We start from the raw sequence: 17,138 nt of genomic DNA on the forward strand, positions 1-17,138 counted from the left end.
CAATAGCCTAGTGGAATAGGGAAGAAAGTGGCTATTTTATTGAAAGTTTACCTTTTATGGTATAATAGAGAAAGTGAGGACATTCATGAAAGAAAGAATTAATGAATTAAAAACAAAAATACTGCATGTTTTCCAGCAGCTAACGCAACGAATTGCAAAATGGAAGAAAAGACTAGCAGAAAAACTAGCTGATAAGAAAACCGGTAAAAAGGGGACCTCTTCTGACAAAGTTGGAAGGGCAGGATCTAATTTTGCTAAGGTTTTGAGTGGGTTTAAAATAGTTTTTAATACTCTCTTTATCCTAGGTTTTATCGGTGGACTGTTTGGTGCTGGGGTGGCTATGGGTTATGGAGTCGCTCTATTTGACAAGGCCCAAGTACCTCAAGCAGAAGAGTTGGTCAAGCAAGTGAAGGATATTGCCTCTATCTCAGAAATCACTTATTCTGACGGCAGTACCATTGCCTCGATCGAGGGCGATTTGTTGCGCACTTCAGTCGCTTCAGATGCTATCTCAGACAACCTTAAGAAAGCTATCATTGCGACAGAAGACGAGAATTTCAACGAGCACAAGGGAGTCGTGCCTAAGGCCGTTATTCGTGCGACTTTGGGAACTTTTGTTGGTCTGGGGTCATCCAGTGGGGGTTCGACCTTGACTCAGCAGGTTATCAAGCAGCAAGTGGTGGGGGATGCTCCAACTCTAGCTCGTAAGGCCAAAGAAATCATTGATGCTCTAGCTTTAGAGCGGGCTATGGGTAAGGATGAGATTTTAACAACCTACCTTAATATTGCTCCTTTTGGACGCAATCACAAGGGTCAAAATATTGCAGGTGCCCAGCAGGCTGCAGAAGGGATTTTTGGGGTTAAGGCTTCGGATTTAACAGTCCCTCAAGCAGCTTTTATCGCAGGATTGCCACAGAGCCCAATCAGTTACTCCCCTTATGAATCTGACGGTAGTATGAAGAGTGAGGAGGATTTGGCTCTGGGGATCAAACGGGCTAAAGATGTTCTCTATAATATGTACCGGACAGGGGCTCTAAGTCAGGAAGATTACGACAAGTATAAGGATTATGATTTTAAGAAAGACTTCTTACCATCTGGTAGTGTCAGCGGTACTTCGCGTGACTATCTTTACTTCGCAACCTTGGCAGAAGCTACTGATCGGATGTATGACTACCTCATCCAACGAGATAATGTTTCTGCGCAAGAGCAAAAGAATGAATCCATCCAGAAAGCTTATCGTGATTTAGCGACTAAGGAAATTGAAAATGGTGGGTATAAGATTACGACAACTATCAATAAAAATGTTCATGCTGCGATGCAAAATGCGGTGGCAACCTACGGCTATCTGCTAGATGATTCGACAGGCCAGCCTGAGGTGGGGAATGTCCTCATGGACAACCAAACGGGGGCTATTCTTGGATTTGTCGGTGGTCGCAATTATCAAAAAAATCAGAATAACCACGCTATCGACACAAAACGTTCTCCTGCTTCGACTACTAAGCCGATATTGGCTTACAGTATTGCCATTGACCAAGGTCTGATGGGAAGTGCAAGTATCTTATCAAACTATCCGACCAACTTTTCAAACGGCAATCCTATCATGTATGTCAATAGTCCTGGTACAGGGATGATGACGTTAGGGGAGGCCCTCAACTACTCATGGAATATCCCAGCCTACTGGACTTATCGTACACTTCGAGAGAAGGGGGTTGATGTCAAGGGGTATATGGAAAAAATGGGTTACGAAATCCCAGAATATGGTATTGAGAGTTTACCGATGGGCGGAGGAATTGACGTTACAGTTGCTCAGCATACCAACGGATATCAAACCTTGGCTAATAATGGAGTTTACCATAAGAAACATATGATTGCGAAGATCGAGTCAACAGATGGTCGAGTGGTCTATGAACATAAGGATAAACCTGTCCAAGTTTACTCAAAAGCGACAGCGACCATTATGCAAAGCTTGCTTCGCGATGTTATTTCATCTCGGATTACCTCAAGTTTCCAAACAGACTTGGCTACCATCAATCCAAGTCTCGCTAGCGCCGACTGGATTGGAAAAACTGGTACAACCAATGAAGATGAAAACATGTGGCTTATGCTTTCTACGCCTCGCTTGACTCTGGGAGGGTGGCTAGGTCACGATGACAACCGCCCACTAGCCAAAGGTGCGGGCCACTACCGCAATGCCAACTATATGGCCCACTTGGTTAATGCCATTCAACAAGCAAAACCTGGCATTTGGGGGAATGAGCGCTTTAATCTTGACTCAAGTGTGACCAAGTCACAAGTTCTCAAGTCGACAGGGGAGAAACCGGGCAAGGTTTCAATCAATGGCAAAGAAGTCAACGTTTCCGGTTCTACCGTAACAAGTTACTGGGCTACTAAAGAAGGGGCGCCAGTAACTACCTACCGCTTCGCTATTGGAGGAAGCGATGCAGATTATCAGAATGCTTGGAAGAATATTCTAGGAAGCATTCCTGCAGTAACTCCTCCAAGCTCAAGTAGCGGTTCGGGAACAACAAGCTCGAGTGGAAATACTCAGAGTGGCTCTTCAGGACGTTCACGTCTATTTAATCGCTAAGATAGAGTAGCAGCAAGGTTAGTAATTTCTCCTTGTTGTTACTTTTTTCTTGGTTGGTTTCGTGTTACAATAGGAGTATGAATCATTATCAGAAAAAGATTGTTAAGGGAACACTATACTCGCTACTCTCAGGCCTAATCTGGGGGATTTGTGGGATTTTAGGAGAGTATTTTTTCACTCATTATCCAGTGTCTTCTGGATGGATTACTTCTATGCGTTTACTGGTAGCGGGGGGGTTGGTTTTAGGCTTATCGGCCTTTCAGTTGCGCACTCGATTATTGGACATCTGGCGTGATAAGAAAAATTATCTACCTTTTTTAGCCTATGCTATTCTAGGTATTTTTTCTGTGCAGTTTTTCTTCTATCTCTGCGTTGAGTATTCCAATGCGACGACGGCGACCATTTTGCAATTTATCAGCCCTGTTTTTATCCTGTTTTACAATCGCCTCGTTTACCAGAAGAAGGCTTCGATTACAGCTGTTTTCTATGTTTTGATTGCCATGCTAGGTGTTTTTTTGATGGCTACAAAAGGGGATTTATCCCAGTTGTCCATGACACCTTTGGCTCTAGTGACAGGTTTGCTTAGTGCAGTAGGGGTCATGTTTAATGTCCTCCTTCCCCAACGTTTTGCACGGCGCTACGGTTTCGTTCCAACTGTTGGTTGGGGGATGATTCTGGCAGGACTCTTTAGTAATTTCCTTTACCCTATTTATCAGATAAGTTTTCAAGTGGATTTGGTAAGTGTGCTGATTTGTCTGACGATTGCCGTGTTTGGGACTGCTTTTGCCTTCTTCCTGTCTATGAAGGCTGTCTCTCTCGTTTCCCCTCTCGTTGTCTCTGTAGTGAGCGCTAGCGAGCCTCTCTCTTCAGCTCTATTAAGTGTTCTTTTTCTGGGATTGGTCATGGATGTTTTTTTGGCCTTAGCTATGGTGTTTATTATCGTCCCGATGATTTTCTTATCTGTAGAAGAGGCAAAACAAGCCAGGTAAAGATGATTATTTGATAGTTGAGGCTTCAAATTTGAGGCCTTTTTTGGTAGAATAGGTATCATTATAACGAACTAGGAGGCACCTATGACTGCTACAAAAATGAACGCTCAAGAAATTATCCAATTTATCGCCAATGCGGAAAAGAAAACCTGTGTTAAAGTAACCTTTGAAGGACAACTCGCATCTGCTGTGCCTAGCTCTGTTGTCAAACTAGGAAATGTTTTATTCGGAGACTGGAAGGATGTCGCTCCGCTTCTTGAAGGTTTAGTAGAAAATCAAGACTATGTTGTTGAGCAAGATGCTCGTAATTCTGCAGTTCCTTTACTAGATAAACGTGATATCAATGCTCGTATTGAGCCAGGTGCGATTATCCGTGACCAGGTAGAAATTGGTGACAATGCTGTTATCATGATGGGAGCTGTTATCAATATCGGTGCTGAAATCGGTGCAGGAACCATGATTGACATGGGTGCCATCCTTGGTGGCCGTGCCATCGTTGGGAAGAACAGCCACGTTGGTGCAGGGGCGGTTTTGGCAGGTGTGATTGAGCCAGCTAGCGCTGAACCAGTCCGTGTCGGAGATAATGTTCTTATCGGTGCCAATGCAGTGGTGATCGAAGGAGTTCAAATCGGCAGTGGTTCAGTTGTTGCAGCCGGAGCTATTGTTACCCAAGATGTTCCAGAAAACGTGGTAGTGGCAGGTGTTCCAGCTCGTATCATCAAAGAAATTGATGCCCAAACCCAACAAAAAACAGCGCTAGAGGATGCGCTTCGTACCTTGTAATTGTAAAAGTAAAAAAGAGGCGGAACCCTTTTTCCAGCCTCTTTCTGCTATATAGGAGGACAGATAGATGTTAGATTTGATTCAGACTAGACGAGATTTACACCAGATTCCAGAGATTGGCTTGGAAGAGTTCGAGACTCAGGCTTATTTGCTGGATGTGATTGAGAAATTGACTACGGGCAAGGACTTTGTTCAAGTTCGTACTTGGCGGACAGGAATTTTGGTCTACCTGCAGGGAAGTCAGCCGGAGCGGACCATTGGTTGGCGAACAGATATTGATGGTCTGCCTATCGTCGAACAAACAGGACTGCCTTTCGCCTCTCAACACCAAGGCCGCATGCATGCTTGTGGCCATGATTTTCATATGACTATTGCCTTAGGCTGTCTTGAGCGCGCCCTTGAGGAGCAACCCAAGAATAATCTGCTCTTCCTATTTCAGCCTGCTGAGGAGAATGAAGCCGGTGGTATGCTCATGTATGAGGATGGCGCTTTTGAGGACTGGCTACCAGACCAGTTTTATGGACTCCATGTTCGTCCAGATTTGAAGGTCGGACAGATCGCGACCAATACTCATACACTCTTTGCAGGGACTTGTGAGGTGAAGATTCGTTTCAAAGGAAAAGGAGGACACGCAGCTTTTCCGCATGAAGCCAATGACGCCTTGGTGGCTGCTAGTTACTTTGTAACCCAAGTACAGTCAGTTGTCAGCCGCAATGTCAATCCAATTGAGGGAGCGGTGGTGACCTTTGGTCTTTTCCAAGCTGGAACAACCAACAATGTCATTACAGACACAGCATTTTTACACGGAACTATTCGGGCATTGACTCAGGACATGAGCCTCTTGGTACAAAAAAGAGTCAAGACAGTCGCAGAAGGAGTTGCAGCAGCCTTTGATATGGAAGTTGAAGTGGAACTCAAGCAAGGAGGCTACCTACCTGTTGAGAACAATCCAGCCTTGGCGCGTGAACTGATGGACTTCTTTGAAGAAAAAGAGGGAGTCGAGTTGATTGATATCGAGCCTGCTATGACTGGTGAGGACTTTGGTTATCTTCTTTCAAAGGTTGATGGGGTTATGTTTTGGCTAGGTATCGACAGTCCTTATGCTCTTCATCATCCTCAGATGAGTCCCAAGGAAGAAGCCCTAGCCATTGGTGTTGAGGCGGTTTCTAGTTTTCTCAAAAAGAAAGCGGCGGAGTAGAGGGCTTAGCTATGAAATCGAAATTACGCAAGCAAGTCTTGCAAGAAATGAAGGCTTTATCTCAAGAACAAAAACAGGCTATGGATCGAGCTTTAACAAAACGATTTTTGAATCACCCCTTTTACCAAGAAGCCAAGACCATCGCAACCTATCTCTCCTTCCCTCATGAATTTCAAACGCAAGAACTGATTGACCAGGCGCTGAAGGACGGCAAGAAGGTTTTGATACCCAAAACCTATCCCAAGGGGCGCATGGAGTTTGTGGTATATGATCCTCAGCAGTTGGTAAAAACTTCCTTTGGTTTACTGGAACCGCAAGGAGACTTGGAAGCGGTGGAACCATCTCAGATTGATTTAATTCATGTTCCGGGCTTGGCTTTTACAACAGAGGGCTATCGGATCGGATATGGTGGAGGATACTACGACCGCTATCTGGAACATTTTGCTGGGCATACCATGAGTACAATCTATCCTTGCCAAATCCAGAATTTCAACTCGGAAAACCATGATATTCCCGTCCAGGAGGTGCTAATCTATGAAGGAAATCTTTGATAAACGTTATCCTGTGACTAGTTTTTTTCTCCTAGTGACTGGCTTTGTATTTCTACTGATGCTGATTACTACGGGTATCAACTTTGATCAAGTCAAAACTCTGTTTCAGTTTGGAGCTATGTATGGACCGATCATTCGCCTGTTCCCAGAGCAGATTTGGCGCCTATTTTCGGCTATCTTTGTGCATATTGGATGGGAGCATTTCATTGTCAATATGATTTCACTCTACTTTCTTGGACGACAGGTGGAGGAGATTTTCGGTTCTAAGCAATTTTTCTTTCTCTATCTCTTATCTGGAATGATGGGTAATCTCTTTGTTTTTGCTTTCACATCGAAAGTTGTAGCAGCAGGCGCTTCCACTTCTCTCTATGGATTATTTGCTGCGATTATCGTTTTGCGCTATGCGACTCGCAGCCCCTATATCCAGCAGTTGGGGCAATCCTACCTGACGCTTTTCGTGATCAATATCATTGGAAGTATTCTGATTCCAGGAATCAGCCTAGCAGGGCATATTGGTGGCGCAGTAGGCGGTGCTTTTCTAGCAGTCATTTTTCCAGTTAAATGGGAGAGAAAGATGTATAGTACCAGCCAGCGAATCGGGGCAACCGTACTTTTTATCGCACTAGCCGTTTTCCTTTGCTATAAGGGAATGACCTATGTGTAGAGGGAATAGTTAAATGAGCACCGATTCGGTTGCTAATAAGTCATCTGCAAAGATGGCTTTTTTGTTGCAATCGTCAACAAAAAACAAAGCCCTTATTTAAGAGCTTTGTTTTTCTTCTATTTCCCCTCAGCTAACTCTTTTCCGAGTTGAATGAGATAGTCTTTCAAGTCGTCTTTGACTTGTGGGTGTTTAAGAGCGTAGTCGATGGAGGTTTTCATAAAGCCAAACTTGTCTCCGACATCGTAACGAGCTCCCTTGAATTCACGAGCAAATACACGTTGTGTTTTATTGAGGGTATCGATTGCATCTGTCAGCTGAATTTCATTTCCTGCACCTGGAGCTTGGTTTTCGAGGATTTGGAAAATTTCAGGAGTGAGGAGGTAGCGCCCAATGATAGCAAGGTCGCTAGGGGCATCCTCTGGAGCTGGTTTTTCAACGAAGGTTTCAACGCTGTAAAGGCCGTCTTTTCCTTCGCCTTGCGGAGCAATAACCCCGTAAGCAGATACTTCGTCATGAGGGACAGGCATAACAGCGATAGTAGACGCGTGGGTACGCTCGTAGTCATCCATGAGTTGTTTGGTGAGCGGAACAGCTTTTTCGTTGGTGATATCCATTAAGTCATCACCAAGCATAACGATAAAAGGTTCATTTCCGACGAAAGCTTTAGCCTGCAAAACAGCATCTCCGAGACCACGTGGATGTGTTTGGCGGATAAAATGCAGACGCATACCAGTTGTCTCATCAACCAGCTTCAAAAGATCCGTTTTTCCTTTTTCTTTGAGGTTGTATTCCAATTCGAAGTTTGAGTCGAAATGGTCCTCAATGGAACGTTTTGACTTACCCGTAACAACCAAGATATCTTCGATTCCAGACTTGAGGGCTTCTTCAACGATAAACTGGATAGTTGGCTTGTCTACGATTGGCAACATTTCCTTGGCCAAGGCCTTAGTTGCTGGGAGGAAACGAGTCCCCAATCCAGCGGCAGGGATGACTGCTTTTCTGACTTTTTGTTTCATAAATGTTCCTTTCTATAAAGGTCTATGACCATTCGTTTTCTGCTTTAAATTCATTACTCATGATGTCGTTGATTGCTTCTTTGATATTGACACCTTCGTAGATAACTCGGTAAATAGCCTGTGTGATTGGCATGTAGACACCCAATTCCTGAGCCAGTTCGTGAGCTGCTCGAGTTGTTGAAATGCCTTCAATGACCATGCCCATGTTTGCTTCGATGTCTGCGAGGGATTCTCCACGGCCAAGAGCATTACCGGCCCTCCAGTTACGAGAGTGGACAGATGTTCCCGTTACAATCAAATCCCCAACTCCAGAAAGCCCGCTATAAGTTAGAGGATTTGCCCCAAGAGCGACTCCTAGACGGGTGATTTCTGTCAAGCCACGTGCGATGATGGCCGCCTTGGCATTGTCGCCAAACCCTAGACCATGTAGTGCGCCAGCGCCAACTGCGATGATATTTTTAAGAGCACCAGCGGTTTCAACCCCGATAACATCCGTATTAGTATAGAGACGGAAGTAGTGATTGCTAAAGAGATTTTGGACGTACTGAGCAGTTTCGAGGTCTTTAGAGGCTGCAGTGATCAAGGTAATATCCCGAACAATAGTTTCCTCAGCGTGGCTGGGGCCTGAAACAACAACGACTTCACTACGGAGATCGGCTGGAATTTCCTCTTCAAGAATAGTTGATAGACGTTTGTGGCTATCTGGTTCCAATCCTTTGGAGGCATGCATGATGACAACCTTGTGATCGAGCACCTTTGCTACTTGTTGGGCAACCAGTCTCGTTACTTTTGTTGGGACCACAAATAAAACAGCATCCACATCCTTTAGTGTTTCTTCTAAATCATGATAGGCTTTGATTTTTTCGTCGAGTAGGATATCTTTGAAATAGCGTTTGTTTGTATGTTGGTTATTGATTTCATCGATCTGGTCAGAAATATTTCCCCAAATTCGAACCTCGTGTCCATTGTCGTTTAGGACCTGCGAAAGGGCGGTCCCCCAAGAACCAGGACCCAAGACAGCGATGGTTTGTTTCTTCATCTTTTCCTCCTTGTAAGAGTTCTTCCTTTCATTTTACCATAAAAAGCCTTTTCATGCATCACCTGTATATGAAAGCGCACTAATTTATAATAAGGAAACTTCTTTGACAAGATTTCTCTTTTTTGCTAGAATAGCATCAATATGACCGAATGAGAAGGAGCTGACGCAGGATGTCGCTCCCTTTATCTATTTTATTAGGAGGAAATATGCTCATTAAAAAAATAAAAACCTATAGATGGCAGGCCTTGGCATCCCTAGTGATGACAGGCTTGATGGTTGCGAGCTCGCTCTTGCAACCGCGCTATTTGCAAGAGGTGTTAGAGGCTTTGTTGGCCGGACAACATGAGGCTATTTATAGTATTGGCGCTTGGCTGATAGGAGTAGCCCTAGTGGGGCTGGTTGCAGGTGGGGTCAATGTGACACTTGCAGCCTATATTGCTCAAGGAGTGTCTTCGGACCTTCGGGAAGACGCTTTTCGCAAGATCCAGACTTTTTCTTATGCCAATATTGAGCAATTCAATGCCGGTAACCTTGTCGTCCGTATGACCAATGATATCAACCAAATTCAGAACGTGGTGATGATGGCTTTTCAAATCCTCTTCCGTCTCCCTCTTCTCTTTATCGGTTCCTTTATCTTGGCGGTTCACACTCTTCCGTCGCTTTGGTGGGTGATTGTCCTCATGGTGCTCCTAATCCTTGCACTAACTGCCATCATGATGGGGATGATGGGGCCACGATTTGCTAAGTTTCAAACCCTTCTTGAACGGATCAATGCTATCGCCAAGGAAAATCTACGTGGTGTGCGCGTGGTCAAATCCTTTGTACAAGAAAAAGCACAATTTGACAAATTTACCGAGGTTTCTGATGAACTTCTCGGCCAAAATCTTTATATCGGTTATGCCTTCTCAGTTATAGAACCTATTATGATGCTAGTCGGCTATGGGGCTGTCTTTCTCTCTATCTGGTTGGTGGCTGGAATGGCTCAGTCAGATCCATCTGTTGTGGGCTCGATTGCTTCCTTTGTCAACTATCTCAGCCAGATTATCTTTACCATTATCATGGTTGGATTTTTAGGAAATTCTGTCAGCCGTGCCATGATTTCCTTGCGTCGTATCCGCGAGATTCTAGATACCGAGCCAGCAATGACCTTTAAAGATCTCCCGAACGAAGAGTTAGAAGGAAGTCTCTCTTTTGAAAATGTAACCTTCACCTATCCTAATGACGATGAGCCTATGCTGAAGAATGTAACCTTTGAAATTGCGCCTGGTCAAATGGTCGGTGTGGTTGGGGCTACTGGAGCAGGGAAGTCCACCCTAGCTCAGTTAATTCCACGACTTTTTGATCCACAGGAGGGATCTATCAAGATTGGTGGCAAGGATATTCGAGACGTCAGCGAGGGAACCTTGCGTAAAACAGTTTCTATCGTCTTGCAACGTGCTATTCTCTTTAGCGGGACCATTGCAGATAATCTTCGTCAAGGAAAAGGCAATGCCAGCGTGTCAGAAATGGAACGTGCAGCACGGATTGCTCAAGCCAGCGAATTTATCGGACGCATGGAAAACAAATTTGAGAGTCAGGTCGAGGAACGTGGCACCAACTTTTCTGGTGGACAAAAGCAACGGATGTCCATTGCCCGTGGGATTGTCAGCAATCCCCGTATCCTGATTTTTGACGATTCGACTTCGGCCTTGGATGCCAAGTCAGAGAGACTCGTACAGGAAGCTTTGAACAAAGACCTGAAAGGGACGACCACGATTATCATCGCTCAAAAGATCAGTTCAGTCGTCCATGCAGACAAGATTTTGGTCTTGGATCAAGGACGCTTGATTGGAGAAGGAAGGCATGCGGACTTGGTAGCTAGCAATGCCGTCTACCGCGAAATCTACGAAACACAAAAGGGAAAGGAGGAATAAAATGAAAACCGTTCGATTTTTCTGGAATTATTTTAAAGTTTACAAGTTCTCCTTTGTCATTGTGATTCTAATGGTTGCAGTTGCGACGATTGCCCAAGCCCTCTTTCCAGTTTTTTCAGGTCAAGCAGTCACAGAGCTCGCTAACCTAGTTCTAGCTTATCAAAATGGGACTTCCGAACTAGCCTGGCAGAGTTTGTCAGCTCTGATGCTGAATCTAGCTCTGGTTGTCCTCGCCTTAGTGGTATCCAGTTTGATTTACATGACCTTGATGACCCGTGTGATTGCTGAGTCGACAAATGAGATGCGTAAGGGCCTCTTTGGCAAACTTTCTCGTTTAACGGTTTCTTTCTTTGACCGCCATCAGGATGGTGACATCCTCTCTCGCTTCACGAGTGACTTGGACAACATCCTTCAAGCCTTCAATGAAAGTCTAGTTCAGGTTATGAGTAATATTGCTCTTTACATCGGTTTGATTTTTGTCATGTTTTCAAGAAATGTGACGCTAGCCCTGATAACAGTAGCCAGTACTCCAGTGGCCTTTCTCATGCTGGTCTTCATCGTGAAAATGGCCCGCAAGTACACTAATCTCCAGCAAAAAGAGGTTGGGAAACTCAACGCCTACATGGACGAGAGTATTTCTGGACAGAAAGCTGTTATCGTACAAGGAATTCAAGACGACATCGTAGCAGGCTTTGTGGAGCAAAATGAGCGCGTGCGCAAGGCAACCTTTAAAGGGAGAATGTTCTCAGGCATCCTCTTTCCTGTCATGAATGGGATGAGCTTGGTCAATACGGCCATCGTTATTTTTGCAGGTTCTGCGGTCTTGCTGAACGATCCAAGTATCGAAACAACGACGGCCCTAGGTTTGATTGTCATGTTTACCCAATTTTCTCAGCAGTACTACCAGCCGATTATCCAGGTGGCTGCGAGTTGGGGGAGCCTCCAGTTGGCCTTTACTGGGGCGGATCGTATCCAAGAAATGTTTGATTCAGAAGAAGAGATTCGTCCGCAAAATGCACCAGCCTTTTCGGAATTGCGAGAAGGCGTTGAAATCAGTCACATTGATTTCTCTTATGTGCCAGACAAGCCGATTTTGAAAGATGTCACCATTTCAGCTCCTAAGGGGCAGATGATAGCAGTTGTCGGTCCGACTGGTTCAGGGAAAACGACCATCATGAACCTTATCAATCGCTTCTACGATGTGGATGCAGGTAGCATTTGCTTTGATGGGAAAGACATTCGTGACTACGATTTGGACAGTCTGCGGAGCAAGGTCGGGATTGTCTTGCAGGATTCGGTCTTGTTTAGTGGAACGATCCGAGACAATATCCGCTTTGGTGTGCCAGATGCCAGTCAGGAAATGGTCGAAGCAGCTGCCAAGGCAACTCATATTCATGACTATATCGAAAGCTTGCCTGATAAGTATGATACCCTTATTGATGATGAGCAAAATATCTTCTCGACTGGGCAGAAACAATTGATTTCCATCGCTCGGACCTTGATGACAGATCCTCAAGTCCTAATCCTAGATGAAGCGACTTCCAATGTCGATACCGTAACAGAAAGCAAGATTCAACATGCTATGGAGGCAGTAGTAGCAGGTCGAACCAGTTTTGTCATTGCCCATCGTCTCAAGACCATCCTCAATGCCAATCAGATTATTGTCCTCAAAGATGGAGAGGTTATTGAACGTGGAAATCATCACGAGTTGCTCAAACTTGGCGGTTTCTACTCAGAACTGTATCACAATCAATTTGTCTTCGAATAAAAAAGAAGTTGTCCTCTTGGGCAGCTTTTTCTTGTCCATAAAAAATACTTATCACGGTCTTTAAAAAAACATATTAGACAGGAAAGGGTTGGAGTGATAAGATAAGACTGTCGCAAGAAAATCGAAAGGAGACACATCATGGCTAGAACGGTTGTAGGAGTTGCTGCGAATCTATGTCCTGTAGATGCAGAAGGAAAAAACATTCACTCATCTGTGTCCTGTAAATTTGCAGAGAGCATTCGTCAAGTCGGTGGTCTTCCCTTAGTAATTCCTGTAGGGGATGAGTCCATTGTTCGCGATTATGTGGAAATGATTGACAAACTCATCTTGACAGGCGGGCAAAATGTCCATCCTCAGTTTTATGGAGAGAAAAAGACCATTGAGAGCGATGATTACAACCTTGTACGCGATGAGTTTGAATTGGCACTCTTGAGAGAAGCACTCCATCAGAATAAGCCCATTTTGGCAATCTGCCGCGGTGTTCAGCTGGTCAATGTTGCTTTTGGCGGCACTCTTCACCAAGAAATTGAAGGTCACTGGCAAGGCCTGCCTTTTGGGACATCTCATTCTATTGAGACAGTAGAAGGAAGCGTGGTGGCTAAGTTGTTCGGAAAAGAAAGTCGGGTCAACTCAGTCCATCGTCAAAGTATTAAAGATCTGGCGCCTAATTTCCGTGTAACTGCTATTGATCCAAGAGACCAGACCATTGAAGCGATTGAGTCTATCGACGAGCACCGTATCATTGGTTTGCAGTGGCATCCAGAGTTTCTGGTCAATGAAGAAGACGGCAATTTAGAACTATTTGAGTATTTATTAAATGAATTGTAACGGTTAGAGACTCTAGCCGTTTTTATTCGTTCTTTCAGATTTTTTGTATTTTGACATTTTTACGCAAACGTTTGAATTCTGATAAAAATTAGGCAAATTCAATAAAAAAGCTTGAAAAAATCGAAGGTAAGCGTTATGATAGAAAAGAAGAAATATTGGAGGATTATCATGTCACATATTAAATTTGACTATTCAAAAGTCTTGGACAAATTTGTTGCCCCACATGAAGTGGAATACATGCAAGCACAAGTAACAGCTGCAGACGAATTGATTCGTAAAGGAACTGGTGCTGGTAGCGACTTTTTGGGTTGGTTGGACCTTCCTGAAAATTATGACCGTGAAGAATTCGACCGCATCTTGAAAGCTGCTGAGCAAATCAAATCAGACAGCGATGTTTTGGTTGTGATCGGTATCGGTGGATCTTACCTTGGAGCGAAAGCAGCCATTGACTTCTTGAACCACCACTTTGCGAACTTGCAAACAAAAGAAGAACGCAAAGCTCCACAAATCCTTTACGCAGGAAACTCAATCTCATCTACTTACCTTGCTGACTTGGTAGAGTACGTAGCTGACAAAGACTTCTCAGTAAACGTGATTTCTAAATCAGGTACAACAACTGAGCCAGCTATCGCTTTCCGCGTCTTCAAAGAACTCTTGGTTAAGAAATACGGTCAAGAAGAAGCTAACAAACGTATCTACGCAACAACTGACCGCCAAAAAGGTGCTGTTAAGGTTGAAGCAGATGCGAATGGTTGGGAAACATTTGTAGTTCCAGATGATATCGGTGGACGCTTCTCAGTATTGACCGCAGTTGGTTTGCTTCCAATCGCTGCATCAGGTGCAGACATCAAAGCTCTTATGGAAGGTGCGAATGCAGCTCGTAAAGACTACACTTCAGACAAACTTTCTGAAAACGAAGCTTACCAATACGCAGCCGTTCGTAACATTCTTTACCGTAAAGGTTATGCAACTGAAATCTTGGTAAACTACGAGCCATCACTTCAATACTTCTCAGAATGGTGGAAACAATTGGCTGGTGAGTCAGAAGGGAAAGACCAAAAAGGGATTTACCCAACTTCAGCAAACTTCTCAACTGACTTGCACTCATTGGGTCAATTTATCCAAGAAGGAACTCGTATCATGTTTGAAACAGTTGTCCGTGTGGACAAACCACGTAAGAACGTGATCATTCCTACTTTGGAAGAAGACCTTGATGGGCTTGGTTACCTTCAAGGAAAAGACGTTGACTTTGTAAACAAAAAAGCAACTGACGGTGTTCTTCTTGCCCACACAGACGGTGATGTACCAAACATGTACGTAACCCTTCCAGAGCAAGATGCCTTCACTCTTGGTTATACTATTTACTTCTTCGAATTGGCAATTGCTCTTTCAGGTTACTTGAATGCCATCAACCCATTTGACCAACCAGGTGTTGAAGCATACAAACGCAACATGTTTGCCCTTCTTGGGAAACCAGGATTTGAAGAATTGAGCAAAGAGCTTAACGCACGTCTATAGTCTGTAATAGAAGAAAAGAGTGGCTTGTCCACTCTTTTTACTCTCTTTATTCGTAGACATTGGACTCAGGCGAGACTTGTGATATAATATAGAAAGCAAAAAGGCAGACGCCTAGAGACTTTATAGGAGAAACTATGTCAAAAGATATCCGCGTACGCTACGCACCAAGTCCAACAGGACTACTACACATCGGAAATGCCCGTACAGCATTATTCAACTACCTTTACGCACGCCATCATGGTGGAACTTTTATTATTCGTATTGAAGATACCGACCGTAAACGCCATGTTGAGGATGGTGAACGTTCACAGCTTGAAAATCTTCGTTGGTTAAGAATGGATTGGGATGAAAGTCCAGAAACTCATGAAAACTATCGCCAATCAGAGCGTTTGGAACTCTATCAAAAATACATCGACCAATTGCTAGCTGAAGGAAAAGCCTACAAATCTTACGTTACAGAAGAAGAGTTGGCAGCTGAGCGCGAACGCCAAGAAGCAGCTGGTGAAACACCACGTTACATCAATGAATATCTTGGCATGAGCGAAGAAGAAAAAGTAGCTTACATCGCAGAACGTGAAGCAGCTGGTATCATCCCAACTGTTCGTTTGGCTGTCAATGAGTCTGGTATCTACAAATGGCACGATATGGTCAAAGGTGATATCGAGTTTGAAGGTGGCAATATCGGCGGTGACTGGGTGATTCAAAAGAAAGATGGTTACCCAACTTACAACTTTGCCGTTGTCATCGATGACCACGACATGCAAATTTCCCATGTTATTCGTGGAGATGACCACATTGCCAACACACCCAAACAGCTTATGGTTTATGAGGCTCTTGGTTGGGAAGCTCCAGAGTTCGGTCACATGACTTTGATCATCAACTCTGAAACGGGTAAAAAATTGTCTAAACGCGATACCAATACCCTTCAATTTATCGAAGATTACCGTAAGAAAGGCTATCTTCCAGAAGCTGTCTTTAACTTTATTGCCCTTCTTGGCTGGAACCCTGGTGGGGAAGACGAAATCTTCTCTCGTGAGGAATTGATTAAACTCTTTGATGAAAACCGCCTCAGCAAGTCTCCAGCAGCCTTCGATCAGAAGAAACTAGACTGGATGAGCAACGACTACATCAAGAGAGCTGACTTAGCAACTATCTTTGAGATGGCAAAACCATTCCTAGAAGAAGCAGGGCGTTTGACTGACAAGTCTGAAAAAATGGTGGAACTCTACAAACCACAAATGAAGTCAGTGGATGAAATTGTTCCATTGACAGATCTTTTCTTTGCAGATTTCCCAGAGTTGACAGACGCTGAGCGCGAGGTCATGGCAGGAGAAACCGTTCCGGTTGTTCTAGAAGCCTTCAAAGCGAAACTAGAAGCAATGACAGACGATGAATTTGTGACAGAAAACATCTTCCCACAAATCAAAGCAGTTCAAAAAGAAACAGGTATCAAAGGAAAAAATCTCTTCATGCCGATTCGTATTGCTGTATCAGGTGAAATGCATGGACCAGAATTACCAGACACCATTTTCTTACTCGGACGTGAAAAGTCAATTCAGCATATCGATAATATGCTGAAAGAGATTTCCAAATAAAAAGGACTTCCAATGGATACATGGGAAAAGATGTATGAAGAAGCACGAATCCTATTCAATCCCCATGAAGTTTCTGACTTTGTTTATGCTAATCATGTTGTTGCTGCGGTAGAAGCAGAAGATGGTCAAATCTTCACAGGATTCTGTATGGAGGGCACTTGTGGCGTTTTTCATCTTTGTGCAGAACGAGCGGCTCTCTTCAATATGTATCAATTTTCAGGACAAACTAAAGTTAAGAAAATCCTCGCCTTTCGAGATAAACCTCCCTACGGCGAAGGATCAGGTATGCCCTGTGGCGCATGCAGAGAATTTCTCTTAGAATTGAATGCTGAAAATAAAGAAGCAGAGTTCATGATGGACTACAAAACAAGAAAAACAATCAAAGTTGCCGAGTTAATCCCATACTGGTGGGGAGAGGAACGTGCGACTAATTGGCAAGATAAATAGAAGGAGTCAGTTTTACTGGCTCTTTTCCCCTTATTTTTTCAGAATTTCGATAAAGAGGAAAAAAGTTCTTGACAAAGGGGAAAAAGTAGGTATAATAGAAAGAGTTGAAAAGCTCAGGTCCGTTGGTCAAGGGGTTAAGACACCGCCTTTTCACGGCGGTAACACGGGTTCGAATCCCGTACGGACTATAGTGTATCGTGTCTAGAAAAAACTTGAAAAAAGTTTAAAAAACTTGTTGACAG

Annotated in this window: 14 protein-coding genes and 1 tRNA gene; 13 read left to right on the forward strand and 2 right to left on the reverse strand. The window is 44.0% G+C overall.

Annotation, left to right across the window (positions count from 1 at the left end):
* Nucleotides 1-85: 85 nt before the first annotated feature.
* The 6 genes from pbp1b (at nucleotide 86) to KZX55_RS07915 (ending at nucleotide 6,772) form a co-directional block, all read left to right on the forward strand.
* Nucleotides 86-2,587 carry a penicillin-binding protein PBP1B gene (gene pbp1b / locus KZX55_RS07890; RefSeq protein ID WP_248026466.1) on the forward strand — a complete coding sequence of 834 codons (2,502 nt, stop codon included), beginning with the start codon at nucleotides 86-88 and terminating at the stop codon, nucleotides 2,585-2,587.
* Between the two features lie 77 nt (nucleotides 2,588-2,664).
* Nucleotides 2,665-3,576 (forward strand): DMT family transporter, encoded by a 912-nt coding sequence (locus KZX55_RS07895; RefSeq protein ID WP_248026469.1) that lies wholly within the window; start codon nucleotides 2,665-2,667, stop codon nucleotides 3,574-3,576.
* A gap of 84 nt (nucleotides 3,577-3,660) precedes the next feature.
* Nucleotides 3,661-4,359 carry a 2,3,4,5-tetrahydropyridine-2,6-dicarboxylate N-acetyltransferase gene (gene dapD / locus KZX55_RS07900; RefSeq protein ID WP_248026471.1) on the forward strand — a complete coding sequence of 233 codons (699 nt, stop codon included), beginning with the start codon at nucleotides 3,661-3,663 and terminating at the stop codon, nucleotides 4,357-4,359.
* 67 nt (nucleotides 4,360-4,426) lie between these two features.
* Complete coding sequence (locus KZX55_RS07905) at nucleotides 4,427-5,557, forward strand: N-acetyldiaminopimelate deacetylase (protein ID WP_248026474.1); 1,131 nt, start codon at nucleotides 4,427-4,429, stop codon at nucleotides 5,555-5,557.
* Between the two features lie 11 nt (nucleotides 5,558-5,568).
* Nucleotides 5,569-6,108, forward strand: a complete 540-nt coding sequence (locus tag KZX55_RS07910; protein ID WP_248026480.1) for a 5-formyltetrahydrofolate cyclo-ligase — start codon at nucleotides 5,569-5,571, stop codon at nucleotides 6,106-6,108.
* The gene (locus KZX55_RS07915) at nucleotides 6,092-6,772 is read left to right on the forward strand and encodes a rhomboid family intramembrane serine protease (protein ID WP_248026482.1); all 681 of its coding nucleotides are present in this window, start codon (nucleotides 6,092-6,094) and stop codon (nucleotides 6,770-6,772) included. Before KZX55_RS07910 ends, KZX55_RS07915 begins: the two co-directional genes overlap by 17 nt.
* Nucleotides 6,773-6,888: 116 nt before the next feature.
* Here the strand turns inward: KZX55_RS07915 and galU are convergent, their stop codons facing one another.
* On the reverse strand, nucleotides 6,889-7,788 hold the full coding sequence (gene galU / locus KZX55_RS07920; protein ID WP_084851799.1) for a UTP--glucose-1-phosphate uridylyltransferase GalU: 900 nt from the start codon (nucleotides 7,786-7,788) through the stop codon (nucleotides 6,889-6,891).
* A 22-nt stretch (nucleotides 7,789-7,810) separates the two neighbouring features.
* Entirely contained in the window at nucleotides 7,811-8,827 is a 1,017-nt protein-coding gene (locus KZX55_RS07925; protein ID WP_248026487.1) for an NAD(P)H-dependent glycerol-3-phosphate dehydrogenase, read from the reverse strand.
* A gap of 206 nt (nucleotides 8,828-9,033) precedes the next feature.
* Here KZX55_RS07925 and KZX55_RS07930 point away from each other — a divergent pair, with 206 nt between their 5' ends.
* The 7 genes from KZX55_RS07930 (at nucleotide 9,034) to KZX55_RS07960 (ending at nucleotide 17,084) form a co-directional block, all read left to right on the forward strand.
* Nucleotides 9,034-10,740, forward strand: coding sequence for an ABC transporter ATP-binding protein (locus KZX55_RS07930; RefSeq protein WP_248026490.1), 1,707 nt, complete (start codon nucleotides 9,034-9,036; stop codon nucleotides 10,738-10,740).
* A gap of 1 nt (nucleotide 10,741) precedes the next feature.
* Nucleotides 10,742-12,508 (forward strand): ABC transporter ATP-binding protein, encoded by a 1,767-nt coding sequence (locus KZX55_RS07935; RefSeq protein WP_248026494.1) that lies wholly within the window; start codon nucleotides 10,742-10,744, stop codon nucleotides 12,506-12,508.
* Between the two features lie 138 nt (nucleotides 12,509-12,646).
* Nucleotides 12,647-13,336 (forward strand): gamma-glutamyl-gamma-aminobutyrate hydrolase family protein, encoded by a 690-nt coding sequence (locus KZX55_RS07940; RefSeq protein ID WP_084940396.1) that lies wholly within the window; start codon nucleotides 12,647-12,649, stop codon nucleotides 13,334-13,336.
* 168 nt (nucleotides 13,337-13,504) lie between these two features.
* Nucleotides 13,505-14,854 carry a glucose-6-phosphate isomerase gene (locus KZX55_RS07945; protein WP_000018248.1) on the forward strand — a complete coding sequence of 450 codons (1,350 nt, stop codon included), beginning with the start codon at nucleotides 13,505-13,507 and terminating at the stop codon, nucleotides 14,852-14,854.
* Nucleotides 14,855-14,988: 134 nt separating this feature from the next.
* Nucleotides 14,989-16,449: a glutamate--tRNA ligase gene (gltX, locus tag KZX55_RS07950; RefSeq protein ID WP_248026501.1), complete on the forward strand. Its 1,461-nt coding sequence runs from the start codon at nucleotides 14,989-14,991 to the stop codon at nucleotides 16,447-16,449.
* Between the two features lie 12 nt (nucleotides 16,450-16,461).
* Nucleotides 16,462-16,896 (forward strand): cytidine deaminase family protein, encoded by a 435-nt coding sequence (locus tag KZX55_RS07955; protein ID WP_096422863.1) that lies wholly within the window; start codon nucleotides 16,462-16,464, stop codon nucleotides 16,894-16,896.
* A gap of 116 nt (nucleotides 16,897-17,012) precedes the next feature.
* A tRNA-Glu gene (locus KZX55_RS07960) sits at nucleotides 17,013-17,084 on the forward strand.
* The last annotated feature ends 54 nt before the right edge of the window (nucleotides 17,085-17,138 follow it).

The sequence above is a fragment of the Streptococcus halitosis genome (assembly GCF_023147855.1).
Classification (GTDB): Bacteria; Bacillota; Bacilli; order Lactobacillales; family Streptococcaceae; genus Streptococcus; species Streptococcus halitosis_B.

What these genes read in the sequence shown, in the direction of transcription:
- dapD (WP_248026471.1), top strand. Translation starts at nt 3,661, where the DNA reads ATGACTGCTACAAAAATGAACGCTCAAGAAATTATCCAATTTATCGCC.
- KZX55_RS07945 (WP_000018248.1), top strand. Translation starts at nt 13,505, where the DNA reads ATGTCACATATTAAATTTGACTATTCAAAAGTCTTGGACAAATTTGTT.
- gltX (WP_248026501.1), top strand. Translation starts at nt 14,989, where the DNA reads ATGTCAAAAGATATCCGCGTACGCTACGCACCAAGTCCAACAGGACTA.
- galU (WP_084851799.1), bottom strand. Translation starts at nt 7,788, where the DNA reads ATGAAACAAAAAGTCAGAAAAGCAGTCATCCCTGCCGCTGGATTGGGG.
- KZX55_RS07895 (WP_248026469.1), top strand. Translation starts at nt 2,665, where the DNA reads ATGAATCATTATCAGAAAAAGATTGTTAAGGGAACACTATACTCGCTA.
- KZX55_RS07955 (WP_096422863.1), top strand. Translation starts at nt 16,462, where the DNA reads ATGGATACATGGGAAAAGATGTATGAAGAAGCACGAATCCTATTCAAT.
- KZX55_RS07935 (WP_248026494.1), top strand. Translation starts at nt 10,742, where the DNA reads ATGAAAACCGTTCGATTTTTCTGGAATTATTTTAAAGTTTACAAGTTC.
- KZX55_RS07910 (WP_248026480.1), top strand. Translation starts at nt 5,569, where the DNA reads ATGAAATCGAAATTACGCAAGCAAGTCTTGCAAGAAATGAAGGCTTTA.
- pbp1b (WP_248026466.1), top strand. Translation starts at nt 86, where the DNA reads ATGAAAGAAAGAATTAATGAATTAAAAACAAAAATACTGCATGTTTTC.
- KZX55_RS07915 (WP_248026482.1), top strand. Translation starts at nt 6,092, where the DNA reads ATGAAGGAAATCTTTGATAAACGTTATCCTGTGACTAGTTTTTTTCTC.
- KZX55_RS07925 (WP_248026487.1), bottom strand. Translation starts at nt 8,827, where the DNA reads ATGAAGAAACAAACCATCGCTGTCTTGGGTCCTGGTTCTTGGGGGACC.
- KZX55_RS07930 (WP_248026490.1), top strand. Translation starts at nt 9,034, where the DNA reads ATGCTCATTAAAAAAATAAAAACCTATAGATGGCAGGCCTTGGCATCC.
- KZX55_RS07940 (WP_084940396.1), top strand. Translation starts at nt 12,647, where the DNA reads ATGGCTAGAACGGTTGTAGGAGTTGCTGCGAATCTATGTCCTGTAGAT.
- KZX55_RS07905 (WP_248026474.1), top strand. Translation starts at nt 4,427, where the DNA reads ATGTTAGATTTGATTCAGACTAGACGAGATTTACACCAGATTCCAGAG.